The sequence below is a fragment of the Lysinibacillus sp. LZ02 genome (genome assembly GCF_050613145.1).
In the GTDB taxonomy this organism is placed as follows: domain Bacteria; phylum Bacillota; class Bacilli; order Bacillales_A; family Planococcaceae; genus Lysinibacillus_B.
In genome coordinates this window covers 3,323,632-3,349,720 of sequence record NZ_CP192507.1, presented here as the reverse complement: position 1 = coordinate 3,349,720, position 26,089 = coordinate 3,323,632, and the positions used below count along the sequence as shown (strand labels likewise).

At 34.5% G+C, this 26,089-nt stretch carries 25 protein-coding genes and 1 pseudogene; 19 read left to right on the top strand and 7 right to left on the bottom strand.

The window, feature by feature from the left end:
• Positions 1-380: 380 nt before the first annotated feature.
• A complete protein-coding gene (locus ACQQ2I_RS16180) occupies positions 381-1,001 on the bottom strand; it encodes a hypothetical protein (RefSeq protein WP_431027802.1) in 621 nt (206 codons plus the stop codon).
• 232 nt (positions 1,002-1,233) lie between these two features.
• On the opposite strand from ACQQ2I_RS16180, the gene ACQQ2I_RS16175 reads away from it, so the two are divergent.
• Positions 1,234-2,586, top strand: a complete 1,353-nt coding sequence (locus tag ACQQ2I_RS16175; protein ID WP_431027801.1) for a transposase — start codon at positions 1,234-1,236, stop codon at positions 2,584-2,586.
• Positions 2,587-2,654: 68 nt separating this feature from the next.
• Here the strand turns inward: ACQQ2I_RS16175 and ACQQ2I_RS16170 are convergent, their stop codons facing one another.
• The gene (locus tag ACQQ2I_RS16170; protein ID WP_431027800.1) at positions 2,655-3,773 is read right to left on the bottom strand and encodes a hypothetical protein; all 1,119 of its coding nucleotides are present in this window, start codon (positions 3,771-3,773) and stop codon (positions 2,655-2,657) included.
• A 270-nt stretch (positions 3,774-4,043) separates the two neighbouring features.
• On the opposite strand from ACQQ2I_RS16170, the gene ACQQ2I_RS16165 reads away from it, so the two are divergent.
• The 5 genes from ACQQ2I_RS16165 (at position 4,044) to ACQQ2I_RS16145 (ending at position 7,579) form a co-directional block, all read left to right on the top strand.
• Complete coding sequence (locus ACQQ2I_RS16165) at positions 4,044-5,105, top strand: ISL3 family transposase (RefSeq protein ID WP_431027799.1); 1,062 nt, start codon at positions 4,044-4,046, stop codon at positions 5,103-5,105.
• Between the two features lie 836 nt (positions 5,106-5,941).
• Entirely contained in the window at positions 5,942-6,136 is a 195-nt protein-coding gene (locus tag ACQQ2I_RS16160; RefSeq protein ID WP_431027798.1) for a hypothetical protein, read from the top strand.
• Positions 6,137-6,459: 323 nt separating this feature from the next.
• Positions 6,460-6,777 (top strand): hypothetical protein, encoded by a 318-nt coding sequence (locus tag ACQQ2I_RS16155; protein ID WP_431027797.1) that lies wholly within the window; start codon positions 6,460-6,462, stop codon positions 6,775-6,777.
• A gap of 88 nt (positions 6,778-6,865) precedes the next feature.
• On the top strand, positions 6,866-7,135 hold the full coding sequence (locus tag ACQQ2I_RS16150; RefSeq protein ID WP_431027796.1) for a hypothetical protein: 270 nt from the start codon (positions 6,866-6,868) through the stop codon (positions 7,133-7,135).
• Positions 7,136-7,579 carry a hypothetical protein gene (locus ACQQ2I_RS16145; protein ID WP_431027795.1) on the top strand — a complete coding sequence of 148 codons (444 nt, stop codon included), beginning with the start codon at positions 7,136-7,138 and terminating at the stop codon, positions 7,577-7,579. It begins immediately after the preceding gene.
• Between the two features lie 231 nt (positions 7,580-7,810).
• Here the strand turns inward: ACQQ2I_RS16145 and ACQQ2I_RS16140 are convergent, their stop codons facing one another.
• Positions 7,811-8,221: a hypothetical protein gene (locus ACQQ2I_RS16140; protein ID WP_431027794.1), complete on the bottom strand. Its 411-nt coding sequence runs from the start codon at positions 8,219-8,221 to the stop codon at positions 7,811-7,813.
• Between the two features lie 225 nt (positions 8,222-8,446).
• Positions 8,447-8,725, bottom strand: coding sequence for a competence protein CoiA family protein (locus tag ACQQ2I_RS16135; protein WP_431027793.1), 279 nt, complete (start codon positions 8,723-8,725; stop codon positions 8,447-8,449).
• A 160-nt stretch (positions 8,726-8,885) separates the two neighbouring features.
• Between ACQQ2I_RS16135 and ACQQ2I_RS16130 the strand changes: the two genes are divergently transcribed.
• The 6 genes from ACQQ2I_RS16130 (at position 8,886) to ACQQ2I_RS16105 (ending at position 14,273) form a co-directional block, all read left to right on the top strand.
• A complete protein-coding gene (locus ACQQ2I_RS16130) occupies positions 8,886-9,560 on the top strand; it encodes a hypothetical protein (protein ID WP_431027792.1) in 675 nt (224 codons plus the stop codon).
• Positions 9,490-9,768 carry an HNH endonuclease gene (locus tag ACQQ2I_RS16125; RefSeq protein WP_431027791.1) on the top strand — a complete coding sequence of 93 codons (279 nt, stop codon included), beginning with the start codon at positions 9,490-9,492 and terminating at the stop codon, positions 9,766-9,768. Before ACQQ2I_RS16130 ends, ACQQ2I_RS16125 begins: the two co-directional genes overlap by 71 nt.
• A gap of 3 nt (positions 9,769-9,771) precedes the next feature.
• On the top strand, positions 9,772-11,544 hold the full coding sequence (locus ACQQ2I_RS16120) for a hypothetical protein (protein ID WP_431027790.1): 1,773 nt from the start codon (positions 9,772-9,774) through the stop codon (positions 11,542-11,544).
• A gap of 1 nt (position 11,545) precedes the next feature.
• Positions 11,546-13,183 carry a DUF2075 domain-containing protein gene (locus ACQQ2I_RS16115; protein ID WP_431027789.1) on the top strand — a complete coding sequence of 546 codons (1,638 nt, stop codon included), beginning with the start codon at positions 11,546-11,548 and terminating at the stop codon, positions 13,181-13,183.
• A gap of 1 nt (position 13,184) precedes the next feature.
• Positions 13,185-13,523 (top strand): nucleotide pyrophosphohydrolase, encoded by a 339-nt coding sequence (locus tag ACQQ2I_RS16110; RefSeq protein ID WP_431027788.1) that lies wholly within the window; start codon positions 13,185-13,187, stop codon positions 13,521-13,523.
• 402 nt (positions 13,524-13,925) lie between these two features.
• Positions 13,926-14,273 (top strand): hypothetical protein, encoded by a 348-nt coding sequence (locus tag ACQQ2I_RS16105; protein ID WP_431027787.1) that lies wholly within the window; start codon positions 13,926-13,928, stop codon positions 14,271-14,273.
• Positions 14,274-14,794: 521 nt separating this feature from the next.
• Here the strand turns inward: ACQQ2I_RS16105 and ACQQ2I_RS16100 are convergent.
• Positions 14,795-15,325, bottom strand: coding sequence for a GAF domain-containing protein (locus ACQQ2I_RS16100; RefSeq protein WP_431027785.1), 531 nt, complete (start codon positions 15,323-15,325; stop codon positions 14,795-14,797).
• 257 nt (positions 15,326-15,582) lie between these two features.
• On the opposite strand from ACQQ2I_RS16100, the gene ACQQ2I_RS16095 reads away from it, so the two are divergent.
• Entirely contained in the window at positions 15,583-16,227 is a 645-nt protein-coding gene (locus ACQQ2I_RS16095; RefSeq protein WP_431027784.1) for a response regulator transcription factor, read from the top strand.
• Positions 16,228-16,241: 14 nt separating this feature from the next.
• Positions 16,242-17,741: a sensor histidine kinase gene (locus ACQQ2I_RS16090; protein WP_431027783.1), complete on the top strand. Its 1,500-nt coding sequence runs from the start codon at positions 16,242-16,244 to the stop codon at positions 17,739-17,741.
• Positions 17,742-18,069: 328 nt separating this feature from the next.
• Here the strand turns inward: ACQQ2I_RS16090 and ACQQ2I_RS16085 are convergent, their stop codons facing one another.
• Positions 18,070-18,813 (bottom strand): hypothetical protein, encoded by a 744-nt coding sequence (locus ACQQ2I_RS16085; RefSeq protein WP_431027782.1) that lies wholly within the window; start codon positions 18,811-18,813, stop codon positions 18,070-18,072.
• Positions 18,814-19,129: 316 nt separating this feature from the next.
• Here ACQQ2I_RS16085 and ACQQ2I_RS16080 point away from each other — a divergent pair, with 316 nt between their 5' ends.
• From ACQQ2I_RS16080 to opuFB, 4 genes and pseudogenes are all read left to right on the top strand, one after another.
• The gene (locus ACQQ2I_RS16080; protein ID WP_431027781.1) at positions 19,130-21,106 is read left to right on the top strand and encodes a methyl-accepting chemotaxis protein; all 1,977 of its coding nucleotides are present in this window, start codon (positions 19,130-19,132) and stop codon (positions 21,104-21,106) included.
• Between the two features lie 235 nt (positions 21,107-21,341).
• A complete protein-coding gene (locus ACQQ2I_RS16075) occupies positions 21,342-21,527 on the top strand; it encodes a hypothetical protein (protein WP_431027780.1) in 186 nt (61 codons plus the stop codon).
• Between the two features lie 760 nt (positions 21,528-22,287).
• Positions 22,288-23,001 (top strand): annotated as a pseudogene (locus ACQQ2I_RS16070) (ABC transporter ATP-binding protein); the annotation flags it as partial.
• A gap of 62 nt (positions 23,002-23,063) precedes the next feature.
• Positions 23,064-24,578, top strand: a complete 1,515-nt coding sequence (gene opuFB, locus ACQQ2I_RS16065) for an osmoprotectant update ABC transporter permease/substrate-binding subunit OpuFB (protein ID WP_431027779.1) — start codon at positions 23,064-23,066, stop codon at positions 24,576-24,578.
• A gap of 224 nt (positions 24,579-24,802) precedes the next feature.
• On the opposite strand, the gene ACQQ2I_RS16060 is transcribed toward opuFB, so the two are convergent.
• Entirely contained in the window at positions 24,803-24,982 is a 180-nt protein-coding gene (locus ACQQ2I_RS16060) for a hypothetical protein (RefSeq protein ID WP_431027778.1), read from the bottom strand.
• Positions 24,983-25,755: 773 nt separating this feature from the next.
• Between ACQQ2I_RS16060 and ACQQ2I_RS16055 the strand changes: the two genes are divergently transcribed.
• Positions 25,756-25,902, top strand: coding sequence for a hypothetical protein (locus ACQQ2I_RS16055; protein ID WP_431027777.1), 147 nt, complete (start codon positions 25,756-25,758; stop codon positions 25,900-25,902).
• Positions 25,903-26,089 lie beyond the last annotated feature (187 nt).

Sequence of the window (26,089 nt, the reverse complement as noted above, 5' to 3'; positions counted from 1 at the left end):
CGAATAAAGTTATGGGAAGAATTAGCCAGTAGATTATGTTTTAATTATTAAGTATACGATATTAGATGAAAAATTTATGTATACAATTGAATTTGAAAAGTAGTAGTCGAAACAACTTGGTGATTCTCTCAAAGAAAAATAAGTAGTTTTGGTTATGGAAGTGGTGGATTTAAATGGAGTGTCTAACCGTTTTCCATAAGGGATAGTTAATAAATATAAATAAAAACAAACCATCTACTATATAGCAATGGTAGAGGGTTTATTTTATGAATTAGAATTTAAATATAGAAATTTTAAGCGGAAATTAAATGGTGGCTCCATAAAATATATACTTTAGAAATGAAATTTATTAAGAAAATCAAATTAGTAAAATGAACTATTTAAAGTTTGAAATAAACTATATTCATATATTCATAAATTTCTTCTAGTTGAGTATTATTAATTTTGTTATTTTTGAACATTTTATTTAAGTTTTCTAGTAAATCATCTACATTATCACCAGATACAATTTCTTGTTTTACTTTAGTTAAAAACTTTGCTGGTCCATAAGGTTTAGCTGTTAAAATAAATTTATGATTAGAGATTTTCAACTCATATTCCAAATTTTGTTTAGGTGAATTTAGATAGCTTGCAATTGAAATTGAAATAAGTGTTACACTTGAGGTTATTTGTATTAAATGAGTTAAAGCAATAAAAATTTCGAATTTAGTGAATGTTATAGTATATTCAAAAGAAATATTAAAAAACGAAATTGCAACAGATTTTAAAAAAGAACTAGGTAATACATTGAAAAAATTCAATAGAAATTTTATGTAAGAACTAGAGTGAATGCTTAAACTTTCATGTATTGTGTAAAGCAAGGTAGATAAAATAATCAGTTCAATAATGCTTTTAATTGCTAGTGTAATTCTTTCAGAACCTGATAAATAGGTTCCTTTTGTTTTAATGCTTGGTTTTATATCGCTATAAAATGCAAAACAAATCTCTACGGATCTTAACAATAATCTAATGAAAATGAAAATGAGGGCCACTTTTAAAAATAAATTCGAAAAGGGTATTCCACAAAAGAAACGAAAAATCAAATAAAAAATAAAAAATAAAATTAAAATGAGTTAATTTCATAATTCCAATCCCTTGTCTACCAAGGGTTTCAAAACAATAAAAAAAGGGCACCTCCCCAATTTGGTATAATTTAAGTGACCAAACCAAAATTATCCCTGAGGTGAATGCCCTATGACGATTATAAAACAAATGCGTCTATTTGACATCCATGAATTAATGGAAATGGAAAGTTCTCATCGTTTTGATGCGATTTTGACCACTTTTGATTTACAGCCGATTTTCCAACTGTTCCGTAAAAAGACAATGCGTGGTGCTCCAAGAGAATTAAACTACGGTGCAATGATTCAATCGTTAATCATTCGCATTGTCGAGCGTATTCCAACAGTAAAAGATTTAATCAAACGGCTAAAAAATGATCTTATCTTTCGTTTAGATTGCGGCTTTTTACTTTCCGATTCGGTGCCTTCTGAAGCTTCTTATTCACGTATGGTCGATGTGATTAGTCAGTCAGAGGTTTTCGATAAAATGCAGGATGAAATAATTCAAACAGCCTTTACAGAAGGATTTCTGAACGATGAACACCTTAGCTTTGACGCGACACATTTCGAAGCACGAGATGCGTCAAAACCATCCGAGAAAAAAGAAAAGATTCCGAAAAAGCGTGGCCGTAAATCGAAAGAAGAACGTGCTGCCTGGCTCGCTGAACAAGCAGAAATCGAAGCAAATCTGACAACGTATGAAAAGAAGTTAGAAGCCCAATTAACGATTCCAACACAGACACTTTGGCAAGACATCCCGATCGAACCTAAGTGGGGCGTCAAGAAGAATAGTGACGGTAAAAACACGTTCTGGTTCGGTTTCAAAGGGCATTTAGCTGTCTCGACAAAAAGTCAGTACATTGTGGCACGCTTGATGTCGTCCGGCAGTTTAAGTGATAGTAAAGCAGCCATTCCACTGTTAAAAAAGGTAGCAGAAGTGGTGCCAAACCAATTTACAACGACTATATTCGACGCAGGATATGATTACGAAGCGATTTATCAACAAATCTTAAATCAAGACATGAAAGCAGTCATTCCATACGTTAAGCGTCGTGAATCTGAAATCTTGGGCTTCGATGAACATTTCCGTCCAACGTGCGTACGCGAACATAGCTACTGTTACGACAGCTTTGACGAGAAATACCAAAGTTTAAAATTTACACGTCCAAAAGAATGTGCAACGTGTCCATTACGCACGGATTCACTTTGTCAAAAAGTCTTTAAAATCAAGTGTGAAACGGATATTCGCAAGTATACGTATCCAGCAAGAGGCTCCGCATTATGGGAGAAACTGTACAAAGAACGTACAGCCGTTGAACGCGTGAATGCCTACTTAAAAGAATATTTTCAATTAAATAATGTCCGTCATCGAACAGGTAGAAAAGCCAAGCTCCATTTCAATCTGGTGACGTTTATTTATAATGCCTGCCAATTAGCTATTGATCGTTTGAATGTACAATTGACTGAACAAAATATAGCTGCATAATTTTTAAAATTAAAATCGAGAAATTGGGTTAGTCTAAGCTTTTGAAAAAATCGATTTATGAAATTGATTCAAATACCTATAGAAATTAATAAATTATTCTTATTTCTAAATTTTACATTTTCGGTTTTATATTGCTTTATTTGTTTATAAGGTAATGGTGTGAAGGAATAAAAATTATAAATTTCATTATAGCTTTTAATAGGTAAATTCAAATTATCCAATAAACAAGTAAAGTCTTTCTTTTTATCAAGAGCAAGATTTTTTTTATTTAACACTTTATTAATTTCGTTCATAGATATGTTTGCAAAATCTTTACAGCCGGTAGTCATAAAATTTAATATTACTTTATTTGTTGTATTCTGTTTTGCATAACTTGCAGCTGTATATTCAGCCAATGGAATTTTTTTTAGATATGTAAATGTTATTTTGAAAAGATAAAGTAGGGAATAAATAATAGGTGTTAACTGTAGACCAAAAATGAAAAATATAGTTAATAAATTTATTAAATGTATTAAATGTATTGTGTTTGTATCAAACTCTAAACTAAATATAGATAAAGCAAATGAAAGTGAATATAATAGAATGAATTTTATTTTTCTTTTTTTCCATAAATTGTTTATAAATAAGTAATTAAAGATAAAAAGTATTAATAAATATGTAGGAATAAAAAAATAATTCAAAGGAATACTAAATATTAGAACATAGTTGAGAATTAATATAATAATGTAGTAATATTCAGATTTAATTTTGAAAAAGTATGAATTTAATAAGTGACATAATATTATATTAACTACAATCATTATTAAAATTGAATCGTTATGATAAATAAATGCAATATTCAATAATGTAACTAGTATATATTTTCTAATCCCTTGTTTTAAATCATAAAAAGATTTATTAAAATCGTTATTTAAAATACTTTTAAAATTTTCTAATGAATTAGATGAAATATGATAATAAATTGCACCGATTAATAAGAGCAATTGCAATCCTAAAAAGTCACTCATTACAGTTGGAATTAACTCATTATAGTTTTGTATATCCATTATTTCTACCTTATTTATATGTTCTACTATATTAAATGGGGTTAGAAATAAAATTGTAGATATAATAATGATTATTATCCAAAAAATTGTTTGAAATAAGAAGCTTACAGTTAAATCTTCTTTATTTATATATTTATCCATAATATCCCTCCGTTTATATAAAATAATAAATGATTATCTAATTCATTTTGATTACCATTTAAATGGTTCAACACCGTAACTTGGGGTTGAATTTGTATTAATTCAAAAATTTCACATTAAAAGATAGAATAAAAGCGAAAACTCACGTATCGTAATTGTTGTCGAGACAAACCACGAGAGGAGTTTTCGCTTTGTACTCCAAGTTTATCAAATGGATTCTACCGTTACCATCTTTTTTTGAAATCGCTCTACCATCTGATGAGGAGCCTAATGTGTTTCCTGTCACAGCTACACGCCAAAAGATTGCTTGCCCCATTTGTGCAGGAGCTACCGCTTGTCATGACCGTACGCTGCGTCGCTTTCGTCACGGTTATGCTTTGGATTGAATTATGTTTACCACGCCAGCGCTGTAAAAGTTGTGGTTTTACCTTTTCGTTTGACTATGGATTAGGACTTGTCCGTTCTTCTACAGCGTCATTTCGTCGTGAAATTACGAACCGTTGTCATGGTCGTTCCATCGCTGATGTAGCACGTGAATACGGGCTGCCGTATACAACGGTTGAACGCTGGTTTTACACGTATGCACCGGATCAATTAGTCGAAGAAACGGCCAAACATATTTGTGTGGATGAGTTCGCTTTACGCAAAGGACACAACTATGCGACCAGTGTTTTAAACGCTGAAACAGGGCGGATTTTAGCCATTGTTCCGCACCGAGATCAAGCAGCGATTGAAGCCGTTTTAAAGAAAGTGACAGGTCAAATTCGAACAGTCATTAGTGATTTTGCGCCTGCCATGGCAGGCGCCATTCAAGCCGTCTATCCAGCTGCCATTCATGTGTTGGATCGTTTTCATTTGATTCAGTTTTTCACGGATGCCCAACAACGAAGACGACGCTATTTGGGTGAAGCGAAAAAGCATCATAAGTCGCGTTTTATTGACCGTTGTTTAGCTCGAAAGCCCGAACAATTAACGGCAGAAGAACGTGATTTTGTGCAGGAATGGCATCTTGAAGATAACCACACAAAGCACATTTATCAGGCGCTTAATCACATCCGCTATGTGTTAAAAGCGACGACCATGACACAAGCGAAAAAGAGATTAAAGGATTGGTTAAAACGATACCAATTTCACACGTGTAGTGTCGTTGCGAAAATTGCCAAAACAGTACTCGCACGAGAAGAAGCGATGATTAATACCATTTATTTACCCTTCTCGAATGGCATCATGGAAGGCACAAATAATAAAATCAAACTCATCAAAAGACGTGGATTTGGTTATCAAAATGATGCTCACCTTTTCCTTCGATTACGATTGGAAACAGGGCATTGATTTTGTCATCCCCGACTTATGGTGAAGAGCCATTTAAATTTAATTTTACCATTTTTATTTAATTATTATAAATTCAAATCCCATGTCCTTCAAATAAGGGGGTCTGTACCAATTAACGGCATTCGATTTTTGGTACGGATTTTTAATAATCAGTATGGCAATAAGTTAACAATATTTTTAGGTAATATATAGAAATAAACAATTAACGAATTATATATTTAAATTTCAACTATCTTCAATATCAAAATACATAAATTAATAAACAGCGATTTTTTTATTTAAGTATTTTTGGTTTCCTATAAAATCACCATATATAGGAATGAATTTAGGTTCGATATTTTTGTTATTTTCTGATTATTATTTGATTTTTTCATTTAATTGGGCTATATTAGTATTGGTTTTTAATCAATCTCTTTTAAAGAGTAAGCTGAAATATCTCTTGGAGAAGATTCAGTAAAAGGTAACAATGATACTCGGGCGAATTTTTAGTCTGCCTGAAAAAATCTAAAAGTATGCTGGCGGCGACCAGTTCTTAAAATCTAATAGAAATACCTCTCTTTTGTTATGCAAAAGTTAGGTGGATTATAAGCTCAACGGTGTGGCCGATTATGGTCAATATCGTTGGGCTTTTTTCGTAAAAATCGCTAAGGGAAGACTGGAGAATCTGACCAGTGCGTCAGTTGGCCCCCTGAGCGATTTTTTATTTTCCTTAGCATTTGAGAAAGCTATATTTTTCTGCCTCTCGCCAAAAGTGAGCAGCCTAATTGAAACGTTATAACATGCACTACCTTAAAAGAATATGTTTTCAAAAACCAATAGTGAAAGGAGGTGAGAAGATGAGCAAGAAAGTTCGTTCAGGCAAGAAAACGATCGTTTACGAGGTGAAATGTGCGATTAATTCAATCGACTATATCGGTCAGTCAAAGCATGCGTTTCGTGTGCAAGGAATCAAAGGCATCCATTCGTACAAGCAAAAGAAAACTACGTTTAGTGATTGCCAAAACTTTATGAAATGGGTGCGCAAACATTAAGACATTCAACAAATGCAGCAGTTAAACACGGATTACTATTAGACGTATTTTTCTTACTTGCAAGAGAAGGGTTGTGGTGAAGGGCATATGTCGAATCTAGAAACGTCACTTCTTCTGTTGCAGTCAGCCATAGCAATCCTGTTTTGCCCCGAAAAACGTTTGTTCAAAAGGCAGTCGAAGCATCAAATTCGTAACCGTGCTTACATAGATAGAGAGATTGAGTTGATACTCGAAAATTGTTCCCAGCAGGTGCAATTTGCCGTTCAATTAGTGAGTAACTTAGGTCTTCGTGTCAAAGAGGTGGTCGATATCGCCATACTAAAGTGTCCACAGATTTTGCAAAGCAGTTACATAATCACCTTGTACTGAGATGCGGAGAAAATTATTTAGTATCGGTTACTGCGAATACGATTAGGAGCGGTGTACGAAGAGCATGTCTAAAGGCAGGAATCGAGCAAAACGGCAGAGGCTGTCACGGCTTCCGTCACGACTATGCCCGTCGTCGATTTGAAGAACTTGCATCAGAGGAGCAAAAAGAAATGATGTCCCGCATTTTAGAAAATCGTTTGAAAGACCGCAAAGCGGATCATGGCTTGATTACAGTAGAACAACACCAATTGTATCGTGAACCGTTGCGGTGATGAATCAAGTGCACAGTGAGTTAGGACACGGGGAGAACCTGTGGGCACTGGCTTTAGTGTATTTACAACAATAAGAGGAGAGGTGGAAATGTTACGTCCTATCGATGAATTGGAAAAAGAGTCGGATGAACTGATGAAAGTCGCAGCGGAAAAGTTTGAGGTCGTGAAGTTCTATACAGAAGAAATTGAAAAGGTAATCGATGTTATGACGGACTATTATTCAGAGTATTATTTGCTGAATGGCCCGGTCCTTGAGGAATTATTTAGTCGACTATGCACGAACTTAGAAATTGTAGAAGCTTATGTAACGAAAGTACATGACAATTTAAGTGAAGACATACTAGAGGAGGACGAGTAAATGCCGAGCAAAGAATATATGTACTTTGATGAAGAATTTGAGCTGTTCCAAACGTATCACCGTGTGCTGTGGAAATGCTTAAGTGAACTAAAAGAAAGAGAAGTATTATTAGGTGATGCAATTAAGAAAGACAATATATATGTTGATCCCATTGCAATTGAATTAGTGAATGATGCGTACTATTATGCTGAGTTGATGGAGGAACATTGTGCCAACGCTATGAACATTCGTCAAAATTTCGTTTGTGTGGATACGGACCAGCTTTTCGAAATGAAGGAAAGAACGCAACTGATACAATTCCACATTGCCAACATGAAGCGTCAAATGGAAGGTAGCGCATTCATATGTATCGATACATATGAAGAAACGGTTTTATATTATTCAAACAATGAGCTTGAGAGATTAGCAGAAGGACTAAACTTGTTTATGGTAATTAGGAAGTGATCGCCCCTCGGATTATAGAAAGGTGATTATTTAGTTATTAGCTTTAAAAGCTCTTTTTAACATTCCCATTCGAGTTTGTTTATCTGCTTTTTGATAAGGACTATTTTTGAATTGTTCATCATATGCTTTAGCTCTTTGTTTAGCAATTTTTTCCGTTTTTCCTTCATAGCGTCATCTTCTTGTTCTAAACGTTTTAGTTCTTCTAAATGCCGAGTAAGTGCTTCATTAAATTTATGTGCGAATTTTTGTTGGTTTTGATTTTCTAAATTCATATCTGCTAGTGATTAAAGAATCATCAGTTAATTTAAATGCTTGTGCAAATGTTAGTGTATATGGTCGATTGAAAAAATACGCTTTTGGTGGATTTGTATTTGGATATTGAATTAAATGAAAAGCTTCAATCGCAATTGCTTCACTAGCTGGTGTGATATATAAAATGCTTTGTACTTGCGTTGACCTATTTGGCAAAGATAACAATTGTTGAAGCTGATTTTCAGGAGCTAAATTATTTAAAAGGTGTTGCCAATTTAGATCTACAGATTGTACAGTTAAAGCCTCTTTTTCTGTTTGCCATAACACTAATGAATTGCCGGCTGTATCGAAACCTAAATTACTGCTTTCAATAAAAAGATAAAGGTTCATAACCTAAGGTTTTATAGTAGTCGGCTTCTTTACGTATAGTTTTTGCTTTAGCATGGTCTAACGAGCTAGTTACGTTTGTAATAATAGTCAGTGCATATTTATGGTCGTGAATTTGTAAGGAGATATCTGGGATGTATTTTGAGAAATTAGAGTCTAGATAGCCAATTGAGCATTTAAGATGGTCATAAACTTTTGATAGCACATGTAGTTCATCATACATTTGCGCTAGGATTTGTGGATGTCTAGGTGTATCATCCTTTTTTGATGTTCATATTTACGTGAACGTGCTTCACTTTGTTTGGAAGGTTCACAGCTTTCACCATGTTGGTGTGAAAAGTAATTTCCAAGAATAGGCCCACTTTTCACGAATAATTTTGCATCACAGTATGGATAATTAAACGTTCCTTTATTAGCTATGAGTTTATGATTTTGTATTTCTGCTTCAGACAAGTCCTGTGGAATAATATAGCGTATTTGATTATTTACATGTATTGCTTCCCTCATATTAAGACCTCCTATAAGATGGTATTTACAATATTTACGAATGTATATCTGAATAGTTTCGAAAAATAAGTAAATTCACATAAAAAATTTCTAATATTTAGTATAATTAAGTGAACGGTATTGTTAGTATTAAAGTGATATTTGGATTTGGGGTGATTCAATGAACGGCTATATCGGAATAACTTTACGTGAATGGTTTGGATATTTAGTAGAACATCAAATGGATCATGAAATTAACTTTTGGCAGAAAAATATAAATCGATTTAAGATGCTAAAGCAAGGGGAGCCTTTCTTCTTTTTAGTGAAGAATCCTAAGGGAATAAAAACTGAAAGACAATTACTTGGATATGCAACATTTGAACGATTTGAAACAAATACTATTCAAGTGGCATGGGATAAATATAAAGAAGGTAATGGTGATTACATATTTGAAGATTTTATAGCAAGAATGGAAGACATATTTAAAACAAAACTTCAATATGAGGAAATTGGGTGTATCATTTTATCCGATTTTAAAGTTTTCTCACAGCTAGTTCTATTAAGTGGAATTTGTATTTATTCACAAAATAGAATTGTATCAGGAAAATCTATTGGATTATATGAAATTGAAAAATTGAAAAGTATCGGCTTAAAATCACGTGCAGATGTTATAAAGGAACTGCAAGAAATATATCAAGTTGGGCTGACTGAAGATGATGAAAGTTTTCCAGAAGGTAGACGAGTGTTAAAGCAACATTTAGTGCGTGAACGCAATCCTAGGCTAATTGCTCGAGCAAAGAAGCTTCATAAGCAGAAAGAAGTATGGCAAGTTAGTATGCGAGGTTTGCCATTTTGATTTCGAGAAAGAATATGGAAAAATTGGTGCAGACTACATTGAGGGACACCATACAAAGCCAGTTTCAGAAATGCAGCCAGGTGAAGAAATAAAAGTCGAGGATATTGCGATGGTTTGTGTGAATTGTCATCGGATGTTACATAGGAGAAGACCGTGGCTAAAATTAAAATATCTAAGTGACTGGAAAAAAGGAAAAGGGGGTTATTAGAGTATGGAAAATATATTTTTAGAGCAGACTATTAAGGATTTAAAGAATATAGAATTAAAAATAAATCATGGTCTAATGAAAGATGTAGAGAAATTTGTGATTCAAGTCAACCAAAATCCAGGTTACTTATTTCTTCTAAATAAAGATGATGGGAAAGTTTATATAGGAGAGATTATTGAAATATCATGTAGTACTGATGAACAAATTGATGATTATAAAATTGAAATTAATGGTAAAATTTTTTTCGTAAAGTTATGTGAAGGACTGCAAGAGTTTAGCATCGATGTTTTAGAAATGATTTATTCTAAAAATCAAAGAAAAAATTTAGGCTTAAAAAGTTTCTCTTTGAAGAATACATATTACAAAAGAAATTTTAAATTTGCTAGACCCATTATCCATGATTATGATTTCTTGTTGAGGAATCATATGGTTGATGATTTTAGGAATTATATCCTAGAAGATAATTCTTTTTTTAATAAGGATAATAAAAAGAAAATTTATGCGAAATTTTTAGAAGAAGACGAACGATATTTTTTCTCTTTAACTAATAAAAAAATGATTGAAGAAGACTTTAGGGTGTTTGAGATTGCCGGAGAAAATTATAGACCTTATTTTTATGAATTTTATATTGAAAAATATACATCATTACAGATAAAAGAATTACAAATAGGAGAAATCTATGAAGTAATAATTACTGATACATATTATCAAGCAGAAGATGAGGAAAACGATATGTATATAGGTAATTTATTATTCAGTGCATCCCCATTGGTTGAAATACCTGCAAAATTAATAATTAAATCCCGATTATCGGATTCAGAGAAACAACAAATTAATGCATCAGAAACAGCCTTAAGGGGGATTTTAGAAACGGAAAAAACCAATGATAAAGATTTAATTGAGACAAATATTATGGAAAAAATCCCAACTAAAGGGGATTTAGAGTTCGAAACAACTATTTATAATGTTGGACAAGGGAACTGGTCTAAAATAACTGCATCGGACTTTGATGGAAATAAATTAGATATTATATATGATATAGGGATTGGTAGTTCTCAAAATTTATCTTTAACAAAAAGAATTGCACGAAAAGCTATCTCGGATATAGCAGTTAATCATATTTTTATATTGTCTCATTGGGATTTAGATCATATAAAAGGGATTACTAACTTATCTGAACCCCAATTTAATACGACATGGATTGTTCCAGATTTACCTTCAAATCTTAGTTTTCCAGCAATTAGGTTAGCGTTATATTTGTATAAGCATTCAAATATTAACGTTGTTTTTGTGAGTGATGAATTAAATAATAAAGAAATTTTTTCAAATCAATATATGGCATTAGGAAAAGGTGAGGGAAAAGAAATTGGTACATATGCTATTAGGAATGGTCAAAGCTATAAAACCTCTTACACAGTAAACAATAATATTGGTCTAGTGCTATGTATAAAGAATACTGACGAGAAAATATTATTTACAGGAGATTGTGAGTACATACAGTTACCAATTGAGTTTTTAAATGAAAATTATTATGCAATCGTAATGGCTCATCATGGTGCAAAAATTAATTATAACGATTTAACTGAAATAGGTATGTTACCAGCTTCGAATGATAGGGCTAAAGCATATGTTTGTGTTGGAAAGAATAATAATTATCCTAATTCAGAGCATAAAGGTGCTATTGAAAATCTAAGTTTTACAGTAGTAGAAACTAGAAGCTATACAGATATTAATAATCAAATAAAAATTCAGTTACCAACGATAGTAGGTGTATAAAATGTCAGCAATCGAAATCCTATCTTGGCCCTTCAAACAAGAAAGCATCAATCAAATCAATAACACAGAACAATACTTAAATTACCCAGTTATTTATGTTTTGAACGGCAATAAAGAAGCTTACATCGGTGAAACAGTTTATTTTAAAAATCGAATGAAAGCTCATTTAAAAGCACGCAAAAATATCGACCAAATTAATCTCATCAAGCATGAAGAATTTAATCGTTCGGCAACATTTCATCTAGAAACGAAGTTAATTAATTATTTCTTAGGTGATGAGAAATACACACTTCAAAATAAGAGTAAAACGGCTAGCGATTTTACCCACAACTACTTCAACAAGCCGTACTACGATCAACAATTATTTAAAGAACTTTGGCAGAAGCTACATGAACAAAAGCTAGTTGATCATGAATTACATGTAATTGAAAACAAAGACATTTTTAAATTATCTCCATTCAAAGAACTGTCCATCGAACAGCAAGATTTAAAAGAAAATGTACTCGAATTTTGCGAAAAACATGTTCAAGCCAATACAGGTCAATACGGCAGCTTATTAGTTATTGAAGGAGAAGCTGGTGTTGGAAAGAGTGTTGTATTAAGCTCGATTTTCAATACTATTCAAGAGCGAAAAAGTGAAGCATCGTCTAAATTCTATAAGACAAATAATTACTTAGTAGTTCATCATGAAGAAATGTTAAAAACTTATAGAGACATTGCCCGCCAAGTGAAGCATTTAAGTGTGTCTAGCTTTGAAAAGCCAACGACATTAATTAATCGATTAGATAAAAAAAATGAAAAAGTTGATGTTGTTTTAGTTGATGAAGCCCATCTTTTATTAACGAAGCCTGATAACTTTAATAGTTTTAAATATAACAATCATCTTGAAGAACTTTTAAAAAGAGCGAAAGTAGTCATCGTCATTTATGATCAAGACCAAGTTTTAAAATTTAAAAGTTTATGGGGTTTAGCGAAGCTAGAGGAAATGAAAAAGTTAAGTTATCGGAGCGAAGTGTACCCATTAACGAACCAATTCCGAATGAAAGCTAATGATGAGGTTATTAATTGGATCAATAATTTTAAATCGAAAGTGTTATCACCTCTACCACATGATGACGAATATGAGTTAAAAGTTTTTAAAACGCTAAAGGAAATGCATGTTGCAATTAAACATAAAAATGATAAGTTTGGTTTGAGTCGTGTAGTATCGACCTTTGACTATTTACATAAAAAAGACGGCGGCACGTATTACGTTACCGAATCGAATGGCGAATATAAACTTCCCTGGAACTCGACAGGTGGTACGAAAGCATGGGCAGAACAGAACGGGACAATTAATGAAGTCGGTTCAATTTACACAATCCAAGGCTTTGATTTAAATTACGTTGGTGTTGTACTTGGTCCTTCAGTTCAATACGATGCAGTAAAAGGTGAAATCGTCATTGATACAAGCTTGTATATGGATAAAGGTGCTTATACAGGTATGGATGGCATTAAAAATGTAAATGAAGCGAAAGAAAAAATTGTATTGAATTCTATAAATATCTTGATGAAGCGCGGTATCAAAGGGCTTTACATTTATGCAAGTAACGAAGCATTGCGTAATAAACTTCTAGAATATCAGGAAACAGGTGAATAGTATGAGCGAGTTAGAACAACTTCGAGAAAAGATTTTGCAATTTAGAGATGAACGTAACTGGCAGCAGTTTCATAACCCGAAAGATCTGGCATTGTCGTTATCGTTAGAAGCGAGTGAATTACTAGAGCTATTTCAATGGAAAACAAGTGAAGAAGCGGTAGAGAAGAACTTGGATAAGATGAAGGATGAGCTAGCGGATGTATTGATTTATGCGATTTTGTTTGCGAATGAGACAGGAATTGATATATCTTCAGCCGTTGTAGAAAAAATTAATAAAAATAATTTGAAATACCCAATTGAAAAATCTTATTCGAATAAAGCTAAATATACTTCATTTTAAAATAATATTTCCTTATTAATGAGTAAACAAATAATATTAAGTCAGTCAAATTAGCATTCACCTAATCCAAAATCAATACCAACAAATAAGAAGTGTGGGCTCTCCACTACGGGTCCCTATACATAGGCATCAAACACTTTCAAAAAGGCTGAAACCCTTGATGTGTATCAACTCTGCTTTCTCCTTTTTCAGTGACATGGGCGTAAACATTCATGGTTGTTTGAACGTCACCCATGTCACCTTATAACGTGAAAATACATGAATAAGATGCCACTACATTCATATCCTAAATAAGTAGATTGCATTTGGATTTGCGAAAGGTTGTAATTTTACCTAACGGGTCATGTTATGATACAGTAGCTAGATTACCGCAGCATGTTTGGTGGAATGGAGGGTATTGGAATGAATACAGTAGAAGAATTTGTAGAATCATTAGTTGCAGCAACAGTAAATAAAGAAGTGAAATGGAGCGAGGGTACACCTCAGTTGCGTTCCGTTTTAGAGGAAGTGTACGGAAATTCGGATACGCTTTATATGTTTTTTGATGAAGAGGCGGGCACCCATGTTGTAGTAGCAACGTATCAATATTATGAAGGTGAAGTCGAAGCAGACGAGTTCATTAAAGACGGCATCAGTATTTTACTTGTGGACGCAGATGATTTTGAAATTGTCAATGAAGTAACAGACGAAGATGTTGAAGATCCATCTATCTTTACAAATCTAATTGAAGCGATTGAATCCGCGAAATAATTTTATTAGCTGACTTAATAGCAGGTGAAATGTTAAATGGAGTAACAGACGAGGACGTAGAGGACGCGTCGATATTCGATCGTTTAATCGCTGCAATCGAGGGATAATCACTTTGAAGATGAAGAGAAGGAGGCAGTTTGAGCCGGCCTTCTCTTTTTTTATTCGATTGAGTGAAACCTAGAAAGAAGAAAACTAGTAGATTTCACGTGAAATATCCCAAGCATTTGTGTAAGATGGGGTGTATCGCAATTTTTAAGTAGGTGAAGTAAATGAATGAACCAAATCAAAAACAGTGTCCAAACTGTTATTCATATGTAGACATGCAAGACGGCTCTGGCTATTGTACAGCGTGTCGAGAAGTTGTTTGTTAGTGGGTGTGCTAGATTTAGCCGGAGTGAAAAAGAATAGACTAACTAAATAAGTAAAGCCTCGATTTGTGAATCGAGGCTTTTTATAAATGGCTATGTTCTAAAAGAATGTTGCTACTGTATTAAACAAAAGAAGACCCCAAATGATTGTTCTTAAGTAGTACTATTTGAATTCTCTATGGTCAAAGAGGCTAGTTCGCTATAATAATGGACTGCATTTAACGTTTTTTCATCTGGATTTCCTAACTCTCGACTATAAAATGCGATTGTTCCTAATAATTCATTTTTTGAAGAGAGAAGAGGGAATGAAAAACAAGCACGAAATCCATGTACAATTGCAGAGTTCCTATACTTTTCTAAAATAGGGTTATTTTCAATATCTGAAACGATAACCGGTTGTTTTAAAAAGGCAGCAGCTCCACATGAACCGCCATAAGGACTGACTTCTACTGGCTCCATAGATTTTATAAAGTTTGTAGGGAGAGAGGAACTCACCGTTTCTCCTAATTGATTTAGTTTGGGATTGTACAACATGATGGATCCATACAGACTAAAAGGATTGCAGGAATTTTCAATGCTATTCACAATAAAATGTAGTACTTTTTTTAATGGCATACCGGATGAAATCATCTGGATAATAGTAGTTTGATTTTCAAATAAGGATTTCTGAACTGTAATCATCATTTTCCCTCTTTTCGAAAAAGTTATGAATTGACAGAGTATTCTTATTTACTATTATTACAACTAATAATAACTATCACTATAAGGGAAACCCCTAAGCGTTATTTATAAAAATCCCTATACTTTACTAGTGCATTCCCTAAATGGGGTGGGTTGTTCACCCTTCATTGTAATTTTAATGAAAAATAACTATGTCTAACCAATGTTTGTGATGTATATGGTATAGTATTTTTAGAGATTCTAATTTAGGAGGTGCAAGTATGATTTCAGTATTGCTTGCCGACGATCATGCTATTGTACGCTCGGGCATTAAACATATGATTAATAGTCAAACGGACATGAAGGTAATAGATGAAGCGGAGAACGGAGAAGAAGCCGTTCATAAAGCATTAGAAAAAACCCCTGATGTAATCATCATGGATTTAAATATGCCAAAGAAGAGCGGTCTTGTAGCAACAAAACAAATTAATGAAGCGAATAATAAGGTGAAGATCATCGTTTTAACGATGCATGAAGGGAAGGAATATCTATTCCATGCATTGCAGGCGGGGGCTTCTAGCTACTTATTAAAAAGTTATCATGAAAATGATTTATTAGAAGCTATTCGGACAGTTTACCGCGGAGAAGCTTACTTATATCCTAATGCTACAAAACTTTTATTAGAAGAATATATGAAAAAATCAGTTGCCAATGAGAGTAATTTGCAAAAATTAACGGGCCGCGAACAAGAGGTATTATCTTATTTGGCTAAGGGTTATACCAATCGGGAAATAGGAGAGATGTTGTTTCTTTCAGTAAAGACGATAGAATCCCATAGATCGAAAATTATGGAAAAATTACAACTGAAAACACGTCCAGATTTAGTGGAATTTGCAGTGAAAAACGGCTATTTAGATTTTGATTAAGGGAGCACAAGAGGATGGCAGCTAGAAAGAAAGAAGAAATTAAATTTGTAATTTTTGCAATTTTCGCATTGCTTTTACTGTTCCGTTTTCAAATAGCACACACATCTGCTAATGTAGATGATCATTTTTTATTACTACATACATTGTTTGAGTTATTTAGTATATTTGTTTCTTTTTCTATATTCGTCCAGGCGTGGACAACTTACTCTACCCATCGACTTAAATCTCAATATTTTATTGGGCTAGTGTTTCTAGCCGTAGGTTGTTTTGATTTAGTTCATACATTCACTTATAAGGGAATGCCCTTTATGAACGATGAGTTTTCTGCTACCCGTGCCACATGGTTTTGGATTGTAGCACGATTAGTAGAAAGTTTTGGCGTTGCTCTGTTTGTCTTTAGACCTAACCAATTATTTTTTATTAAACGTCGTTGGGGTCTAAGTGTAGCCGTCCTATTTGTGAGCATTTGTACAACGATTATTCTTACAATACCAGAACGACTTCCGGTACTACTTAATGAACAAGGGGTTACAAGTCTTAAAGTTTCGCTTGAGTATGTAATAAGTATAGCTATTTTTATTACATTTATTACGTTATTAACAAGATATCTAAAAGAGTCACGACCAACTATCGATTCGCTTCGCATGATTTTTGCCTTATTTATTATGATGGTGGGGGAGCTCTTTTTTACCCTTTATACACATGTGTATGCGATTGAAAATCTATTAGGGCACTGTTTCAAATTTATTGCATACATTTATATTTATCGTGCGATTTATTTCCCTGAGATTCAGCAGATCTTAACTGACAAAGAAAATGCGGAAAAGCAACAAATGGAAGCAGAGCTGAAGTTATATGAGGCTGAAAAAAACTTATCCAGACAAGTGTTTGAAGCACATGAAAAGGAAAGAAAGCGTGTATCTAGAGAGTTACATGATAGTATCGGCCAATCCCTATTTAGTATTTTAGTTACTTTAAATACGGTAAATAAAGATCAATCAGTAGAAAAGAATGAAGAGAGCCTAGAAACGATAAAGACGATGACACAAGAGGCCATGAAGGAAGTAAAAGAAATTGCCCGTTCATTAAGGCCAAGTACATTAGATGATTTAGGGTTTATTCCAGCTATGAGGTCCTATCTCGATTCATACGAACAGATTCATAATAGCTCAGTTCACTTTGAAATACAAAGGGGCGTAGGGAGGTTAAAGCCAGAAGCTGAAACAGCTCTCTATCGAATCTGTCAAGAAGCGCTAAATAATACAGCGAAATACGCGAAAGCAACCGAAGTCTATGTATCGCTCAATACGGATGAAGATTTAGTAAATTTGACAATTAAAGATAATGGCATAGGATTTTGCGTAGAGGATTATTTAAAAAACGCACAGCGAAGAGGTATTGGTTTATATAGTATAAAGGAGCGAGCAGAAGGGGTAGGTGGTTCTGCACAGTTTCATTCTAAAGTAAATGAGGGAACGACGATCGAAATTTTTGTCCCGAGAAATGTAGATTGAAAAGTTGATCATTCACTATTCCTATCAATTACGCCTCGGCGTAATTGTGTCCAGATTTTTTTCGAGCTTGCTCGGAAAACTCCTCTAAAAATCTGTGACATCCGCCAGGGTTTGAATCCCCACTGAATTTAGGGCATATTTGGCATTCATCCCCCTCCTTATAGAAGTGGAGGATTTCTGTACAATAAGAATTTGCTGAAGCAAGTTAAAACATTACTCTTTTGTAGAAGACATCGTTCTAAGTCTTCTACAAAGGAGTTTTTTTGTATTTAGTGGATAGGAAGTAATGCGGTTCTATAGGTACGCATCGATTTTTTGTTAGAGTTGTCTAATTGTTTGTTTGTAGAACTAGATTAAATGTACATTCATTTTTCTCTAGAATCTCAACGTCTTCAATACTGTCTACTAATTCTTTAAATAGTCGATATTTAGAAGAGTGGTTTAGTCTTTCTGTTAATACCTCTCCCTCAAATGTGATAACGATTCGACCATCCTTTTCATTAATAGTGACACTTAATGAGTTAACAGTATTAAGGTGGTCAATAATTTGAATCAAATGTTGAATGAATCGAAATATATTATTTTCTATTTTATGGGGCTGCCTTTTAAGCGTTCCTCTAAAGTCAATGTCGATCGTTATGTTCTTTCCTTCTTTAAGTAGCTCATAGTAAGATTTAATAGCCCCGTAAGGCCCCAAATCCTGCATACATATTGGATATACACTAATCGAAGCTTCTTTCAACTGGTTTAATTGTCTTTCAATTTCTTTTTTTAGTGAAGCTAAATAATCTTTTGCAGAGTCTGATTGGGCTTCCTGGTCTAACGTACGGATTCCTAATAAAGAGCTATATAAAATTTGTTCAAGTGGATCCAATGTTTCATGAGCTAATTGATACTTTTCATTTTCATGTAAATCCCAAATTCGATTAATCATCTCATTTTTTTGTTTGAACACCTGTAGGAGTTCTTCATAGTCATTCAAGATGTTATTCAATAGTTCAGGTTCATTGCTGTTAATCTTGATTCGATAATCTTGAATCAGTGGTTGGATGTCATCAAAACGGTTTGTCACTAAGCACACTCCCGCCCATCATGTATTTTCATATTATTATTTGATTATCTCGTAAATGAATAGTGATAATCTATAGGGTTTTTCCCTATATTTTTGGATTTCTATTTAAATGGGAGATGAACTTTCAGGTGTAAAATCTTTTCTCTCGTATTTATCTTGTTTTGTAAAAGTTAATAGTAGAGACTAGGGGGTTTTATGAGTAATTGAAGGGTTTTCCCTGATAGTAAGAATCATTATATCTGAAATAATAAGTATAAGATTTAAACATTTAGAAAATACAGAAAAATATAAAAACATTTGAAAAGGGGTCCGTTTTATGGAAAAGGTGCTTAGGAAATTCAAAAACTTAAAAATGAAATTAATTATTACCTTTTCGGCCATATTAATCATTCCGACGATCGTTATTGGCTCGCTAGGATATTTTACGGCCAAAGACTCGGTAGAACATGCAATGCTAGATGGCTTTGGGGGAACGATTCATCTATTAAACGCAAATATTGATGAAACGATTCAGCCCAAAATACACGATTTAGATTTATTTTCTGAAATCATTACATCGACATTATATGAAGACGATCGTAGTCCCGAAATCCGTAAACAATTTGATACATATATAAAACTACATCCAGAGGGACAAAGTATTTTTGTAGGAACTAACACAGGCATACTTATTCAAGAACCGAGAGTTGTCACAGATCCTAATTTTGATCCAAGGGAAAGAGAATGGTATAAAGCAGCAATGGAAAACAAAGGGGAAATAATTGTATCAGAACCTTTTACAACTGCAGGCACAGATGAACTCGTTGTATCTGTTTCTAGAACAACGAAAGATGGGTCTGGCGTAATAGCTGTTAATATTAAATTAAGTTACATACAAGAACTTGTTAATCAAGTGAAGGTAGGCGACGAAGGTTATGCCTTTCTTTTAGATAAAAGTAGAAATTACATCTCTCATCCAGTCAATGAAGCAGGAAGCGAAGCTCAAGGCGCTTTCCACGACATCATCTATGAAAAAGAAAAAGGAAGCATGGATGTTGTATTTAATGGTGAAGATCGAATACTTACCTTTGCAACGAATGAATTAACAGGTTGGAAAATAGCAGGTACCGTTATTACAGATGAGGTGAAAGATGCGGCAGCACCCATTCTTAAAAATGCATTATTGGTTATTGGGATTGCAATAATCGTAGGAGCGGTAGTGATTTTCTTTGTTATCAAATCCATCATTATACCTATAAACGAATTGAAGGAAAAAGCGGTTACCATTAGTCAAGGCGATTTAACCGAGCAGATTCAGGTGAGATCAAATGATGCAATCGGTCAATTAGGACATGCATTCAATGATATGCAAGAAAGCCTTCGAGAATTAGTTTACAAGGTTGCAGAAAGTGCAGAACAAGTAGCATCCTCAGCAGAAGAATTATCAGCAAGTGCTGAAGAAACCAGCGCTGCCACTGGGCAAGTAGCAGTTTCTATTCAAGAAGTGGCAAGTAATGCTGATAAGCAAAAGACAGGGGTAGATAATACAGCTAAAGCGTTAGAAGAAGTTTCGGAGGGGGCAATGAGAATTGCGAATAATTCAACGGTAGTTTCAGAATTATCTCGCCATACCATAGCACAAGCAGAAGAAGGAGGTACAGCTGTTAGGGACACAGTGAACCAAATGGAGTCTATCAATCAGTCTGTAATGGAATCAAATACAACGATACAATCTTTGTATGAAAGTTCTAAAGAAGTGAGTTCCATACTGAATGTCATCACGGGTATAGCCGATCAAACGAATCTTCTTGCATTAAATGCTGCAATCGAGGCAGCTAGAGCTGGTGAACACGGCAAAGGATTTGCAGTGGTGGCGGGTGAAGTACGGAAACTTGCCGAACAATCTCAAACCTCTGCACAAGAAATTCATAAAATTGTAAGTAGAATCCAAAAAGATACAGAAAGTACGGTACAAACGATGGTTCGTGTGACAAATGATGTGCATGCTGGCGTAACAGTTTCCAATAAAGCAATTGAAAAATTCAACCAGATTATTCAGGGAACAAAGGAAATCACTCCGCAGATGGAGGATGTTTCAGCAACTGTTCAAGAAATGTCAGCTGCAATCCAGGAAATCATGGCTAGTGCAAATGATGTAGTCATTGCAGCACAAGGAAACGCAGTAAAATCAGAAGAAGTAGCAGTATCTGCAGAAGAACAGCTAGCAGCTATGGAAGAAATATCCCAATCAGCAAACGGCCTTTCCTCTCTGGCAGAAAATCTGAATTTTTCTATTTCCAAATTCAGATATTAGTCATATATAAATCATCTTAAAACTGTCGACATTGAACGGTCAAAACAAACCGGTGGGAGCAAAACCTTGCCGTATCCGAGCAAAAGTACGCGTTGAACGGTCAAAAAGCTGAGGTATCCGAGCAAAAAGTCGCTGCATCCGAGCAAAACAAACCGATGGGAGCAAAACCTTGCCGTATCCGAGCAAAAGCGCGCGTTGAACGGTCAAAAAGCTAAGGTATCCGAGCAAAAAATCGATGCATCCGAGCAAAACAAACCGATGGGAGCAAAACCTTGCCGTATCCGAGCAAAAGCACGCGGTGAACGGTCAAAAAGCTAAGGTATCCGAGCAAAAAGTCGCTGCATCCGAGCAAAACAAACCGATGGGAGCAAAACCTTGCCGTATCCGAGCAAAAGCGCGCGTTGAACGGTCAAAAAGCTAAGGTATCCGAGCAAAAAGTCGCTGCATCCGAGCAAAACAAACCGATGGGAGCAAAACCTTACCGTATCCGAGCAAAAGCGGGTTTGGGGGTTGCGAAGAGGTGAATAATGGTTATCAATTATCAAGAGAGATCTATAGAAGGGAACTCAAAGGCGGATATTGAGAGGTTTAAGGGGTGTTGTTAATGAAAGATTATAAGCTTTATAGTTTTTATTAGTACAATACCCGCGGTCCCCAGACATAGGAATCAACAGATTTAAAAAAGACCGTAATCCTAAGTCTTCAATGAAAAACACCTTCGTTAATAAGTATTGGGTAATCCCCGATACTTCAACGAAAGGTGTTTTTATTTGTCACATTTTATTAGGTCAGTGCGAGTGTTTCTGTTAATACTAAGATTATTTTTTTCATGCACGTCCTCCTCGAATGGAAAGTGAACTTTTCGCGCTTTTATAGAATTTCATTCGGTGTTTATTTCAAAAAAAAATTCTAACAACCATATTTAAACATTTTTCTAATATTCAAAAACGTGTGCATATGAGCATAAAGCGAAGGGATAGGAATAGAATGTAATTTGGAAGTGAAAAGGTTAAAATAGGGAAAAGTCTACATTAATCGAACTTACTACTTATTATTATATTTTTGGAGAACAGATAGGAGTAAATGATTGGGAGGAGATCTAGTGCATATTTTATGTACAGGGTGCTATCAAGCGTTCACAATAAAAAATCTTGCAGACGCCAGTAAAAGGGGTTTTCACAATGATCGTATTTGAGAATGTCACTAAAAATTACGAGAATAACCAGATTGCAGTGAATCGCATTAATCTTGAAATTAATAAAGGGGAAATCTTAGTCATCATTGGTCCTAGTGGTTGTGGAAAAACAACCTTACTAAAAATGATAAATCGTTTAATTCCTTTGACTGAAGGAACGATACGAATTAACGGACAGAGAATAAGTGATTATAACATCCATGAATTACGCTGGAATATTGGCTATGTGCTGCAGCAAATAGCGCTATTTCCGCATATGACGATTGAAGAGAATATATCGATTGTGCCGGAGTTGAAAAAGTGGCGGCATGAAGATATCCAGCGTCGGGTTCGAGCGTTACTCGAGATGGTGGGGCTTGATGCCGATCAATATAGCCAACGGAAACCGAATGAACTTTCTGGTGGAGAGCAACAAAGAGTTGGGGTCATTCGTGCATTAGCAGCTGACCCGGAAATTGTTTTAATGGACGAGCCATTTAGTGCGCTAGATCCGATTAGTCGGACGAAATTACAAGATGACCTTCTTGAACTTCAACGTTCAATACAAAAAACCATTGTTTTTGTTTCGCATGATATGCAAGAGGCATTAAAATTAGCTAATCGGATTTGTGTGATGAAGGATGGGGGAATTGTGCAAATTGGTACGCCTCAAGAAATCATCCAAAATCCAGTGAATGATTTTGTTCGAGAGTTTATAGGAGTGAACGAGCATACTTTCCATAACCAAAGTTCTACAGAATCCTTAGAAAGAGGAGGATTCGAATGACTAATTTTATGGATGTTTTTAATGAACGTAAAGGACAACTAGTAGCCTCTTTACTAGAACATGTGCAGATTTCATTTATTGCATTATTTTTTGCCGTTGCCATTGCAATTCCTCTAGGAATCTATTTAACGAAAAAGAAGAAAATTGCAGAAAGCATTATTGGTATTAGTGCTGTTTTACAAACCATTCCTTCGTTAGCGTTACTCGGTTTGTTAATACCGTTGTTTGGCATTGGGAAGGTGCCTGCTATCATTGCTTTAGTTGTCTATGCGCTTTTACCGATTTTACGAAATACATTCACTGGCATAAATGAAGTGGATGCTTCGCTTAAAGAAGCGGCTACAGCGATGGGGATGAACACATGGAAAAGGCTAGTGAAGGTGGAACTTCCACTTGCTATGCCTGTGATGATGGCAGGGATTAGGACAGCTATGGTCTTAATAGTAGGTACAGCAACACTAGCTGCGTTAATCGGTGCTGGTGGATTAGGGGATATCATTTTACTTGGAATTGATCGTAATAATCCTTCACTCATTATATTAGGGGCTGTGCCTGCTGCGTGTTTAGCATTAATGTTTGATTTTTTACTTAAAAAGCTCGAATCACTTTCCTTTAAAAAATCAGTCATCACATTAAGTGCAATTAGTGTGGCGGCAATACTGATGATTGTTGCACCACTAGTAAACGTCAATGAAAAAGACGAGATTGTGATTGCTGGTAAACTTGGATCAGAGCCCGAAATTCTGATTAATATGTATAAATTACTGATTGAAAATGAGACGGACTTAACCGTTCAATTAAAGCCTGGCCTTGGTAAAACTTCATTTGTATTTAACGCACTAAAATCCGGCAGTATCGATATTTACCCAGAATTTACGGGTACAGCCATTTCAGAGTTTTTAAAAGAGGAAGCTGTTAATAATAATGAAGAAGATGTGTATGAGCAGGCTAGAGCAGGGATGTTGGAGAAATTTGATATGGTGATGCTTAGCCCTATGAAGTATAACAACACCTATGCACTAGCTGTTTCAAAAGAAATGGCCGAAACCTATCAATTGAATACTATTTCGGATATTAAAGCTATTCAAGAATCCATTAAAGCAGGGTTTACACTTGAGTTTAATGATCGAGAAGATGGTTATTTGGGTATACAAAAGCTCTATGGCATTACAATCGATCATATAAAAACAATGGAACCGAAGTTAAGATATCAAGCTATTGATACAGGCGATATTCAGTTATTAGATGCCTATTCAACAGACAGTGAAATTTGGCAATATAATTTAACTGTGTTAGCTGACGATCAACAGCTATTCCCACCATATCAAGGCGCACCATTAGTAAGAGCAGAAACATTAGAAAAGTATCCAGAACTAGAACTAGCGTTAAATAAACTAGCGGGTAAAATAACGGATGATGAAATGCGTGAAATGAATTATCAAGTTAACGTAGAAGGTAAAAATCTAGAAAAGGTGGCACGTGAGTTTTTAGAGAAAGCGGGTCTATTGTAGCGGGATATTACTTTAAAAGCAGCTGGAGAAATTGAATCGTATTTCTCCAGCTGTTTTATTAAAAGATAAGAAAGTATAAACTTTTTCTAGTTTAAAGAGTGTCTAGCGCAAGCGGACCAGCCCCTCGTGACGTTTCGAAAGTCTCTTCGTGTGGCAAGCACACTGTGAGCCTTTCTCCAACGCATGTCGGGGCTAGAGAGGGCGCTTGCGCTTTTCTTATGTTGTTAAGCTGCTTTCTTGTTGTTCTTTTTCTTTGATTTTTTGCTAGTTACTTTCTTGTTAGCCTTCTTCTCAGCTTTTTTCTTCTCTAACTTTTTCTCAATTTTCTTTTTGTCAGCTTTTTTCTTCGCTTTCTTTTCTAATACTGCTTCTTCAATTTTGTTTTTCTTGATTTTTTTTGCCATGTTTAATGCACCCCTTATATATATTGACTTTCTTTGAAAATAGAATGTCTATATACTAGGGTATACCATCCATAAATGGAATGCAAATATAGTTAATGGTATATTTTTACATTAACTGTATATAGACACTATTAATGTTCAATCATTAGTACCTTAATCGTGCGTACAAATGCTAAAAGTAAATAAAGAACAAAGGTATAGATCATTACGCCATACATGAAGTAGATGGCTTTGTAATTAGTACTGATAGGGGGAGAACTGCTATGTGCATTAAAATGATCGTCTGCAGCTTTAGTTTTAAGCCAGATAAACAGTAACGTAAAGAATAATAAGATAAAAGCAAGTGTTATAAATATGCATTTGATAAGTTAAAAAAGATAATAGATTATAAAACACCGAAGTTATTAAATGTTTATTTTGAAATATTATAGAAGCAAGATATTTAAGAAATTTTATTCATCAGATAGATGATATTAGTGCAAAGTATTCTTTAAGGGATGACATTAGTACATTAGAACAGGTGTGTTGATTATCAAAATATTTCCTATATATAAGCGTGTTTCTTTAGCAAAAACGTAATCAAAAATGACTTGCCAGTTGATTGAAGCGGAATCGGCGAGACTCCTACGGGAATAGCATGAGCTGAAGACCCCGCAGGAGCGAGGTACGAGCGACGAGGAGGCTGAGGCCATGCCCGTGGAAAGCGAGCCGAATGGAGCGGAAATCAACGTATTCTAACACTCTACTTAACAATAAAAGGTAAATCAACACGCGTGACATTAGAAGAAGATTATCATAATGCTATTGATGATTTAGAACATACAGGAAAAAGAGAAGTTGACCAGGATTTATTTACGAAGTCTGAACTGGATGAACTGTTGCCTTTAGCTAAACAAGCGCTTCAGGAATCAGGTGATTAACTTATAGACTAATAGCAAGCTTTGAAGTTTCCCTTTGGTAACTCCAAATATAAAGAAAGTCACAGAATTAGATTAGAAAGTAATCGAACAAGTTAGATAATATTTATAGAAGCTGGATAAGGGTACGGATAATAAGATAGATTCTGATACAATAAAAAAATATATTAGAGATATAGATGGAGTACAG

Coding starts and splice junctions, on each gene's coding strand:
- ACQQ2I_RS16175 (WP_431027801.1), top strand. CDS start 1,234: ATGACGATTATAAAACAAATGCGTCTATTTGACATCCATGAATTAATG.
- ACQQ2I_RS16170 (WP_431027800.1), bottom strand. CDS start 3,773: ATGGATAAATATATAAATAAAGAAGATTTAACTGTAAGCTTCTTATTT.
- ACQQ2I_RS16165 (WP_431027799.1), top strand. CDS start 4,044: ATGTGTTTCCTGTCACAGCTACACGCCAAAAGATTGCTTGCCCCATTT.
- ACQQ2I_RS16160 (WP_431027798.1), top strand. CDS start 5,942: ATGAGCAAGAAAGTTCGTTCAGGCAAGAAAACGATCGTTTACGAGGTG.
- ACQQ2I_RS16150 (WP_431027796.1), top strand. CDS start 6,866: ATGTTACGTCCTATCGATGAATTGGAAAAAGAGTCGGATGAACTGATG.
- ACQQ2I_RS16145 (WP_431027795.1), top strand. CDS start 7,136: ATGCCGAGCAAAGAATATATGTACTTTGATGAAGAATTTGAGCTGTTC.
- ACQQ2I_RS16140 (WP_431027794.1), bottom strand. CDS start 8,221: ATGAACCTTTATCTTTTTATTGAAAGCAGTAATTTAGGTTTCGATACA.
- ACQQ2I_RS16135 (WP_431027793.1), bottom strand. CDS start 8,725: ATGAGGGAAGCAATACATGTAAATAATCAAATACGCTATATTATTCCA.
- ACQQ2I_RS16130 (WP_431027792.1), top strand. CDS start 8,886: ATGAACGGCTATATCGGAATAACTTTACGTGAATGGTTTGGATATTTA.
- ACQQ2I_RS16120 (WP_431027790.1), top strand. CDS start 9,772: ATGGAAAATATATTTTTAGAGCAGACTATTAAGGATTTAAAGAATATA.
- ACQQ2I_RS16115 (WP_431027789.1), top strand. CDS start 11,546: ATGTCAGCAATCGAAATCCTATCTTGGCCCTTCAAACAAGAAAGCATC.
- ACQQ2I_RS16110 (WP_431027788.1), top strand. CDS start 13,185: ATGAGCGAGTTAGAACAACTTCGAGAAAAGATTTTGCAATTTAGAGAT.
- ACQQ2I_RS16105 (WP_431027787.1), top strand. CDS start 13,926: ATGAATACAGTAGAAGAATTTGTAGAATCATTAGTTGCAGCAACAGTA.
- ACQQ2I_RS16100 (WP_431027785.1), bottom strand. CDS start 15,325: ATGATGATTACAGTTCAGAAATCCTTATTTGAAAATCAAACTACTATT.
- ACQQ2I_RS16095 (WP_431027784.1), top strand. CDS start 15,583: ATGATTTCAGTATTGCTTGCCGACGATCATGCTATTGTACGCTCGGGC.
- ACQQ2I_RS16090 (WP_431027783.1), top strand. CDS start 16,242: ATGGCAGCTAGAAAGAAAGAAGAAATTAAATTTGTAATTTTTGCAATT.
- ACQQ2I_RS16080 (WP_431027781.1), top strand. CDS start 19,130: ATGGAAAAGGTGCTTAGGAAATTCAAAAACTTAAAAATGAAATTAATT.
- ACQQ2I_RS16075 (WP_431027780.1), top strand. CDS start 21,342: ATGCATCCGAGCAAAACAAACCGATGGGAGCAAAACCTTGCCGTATCC.
- opuFB (WP_431027779.1), top strand. CDS start 23,064: ATGACTAATTTTATGGATGTTTTTAATGAACGTAAAGGACAACTAGTA.
- ACQQ2I_RS16060 (WP_431027778.1), bottom strand. CDS start 24,982: ATGGCAAAAAAAATCAAGAAAAACAAAATTGAAGAAGCAGTATTAGAA.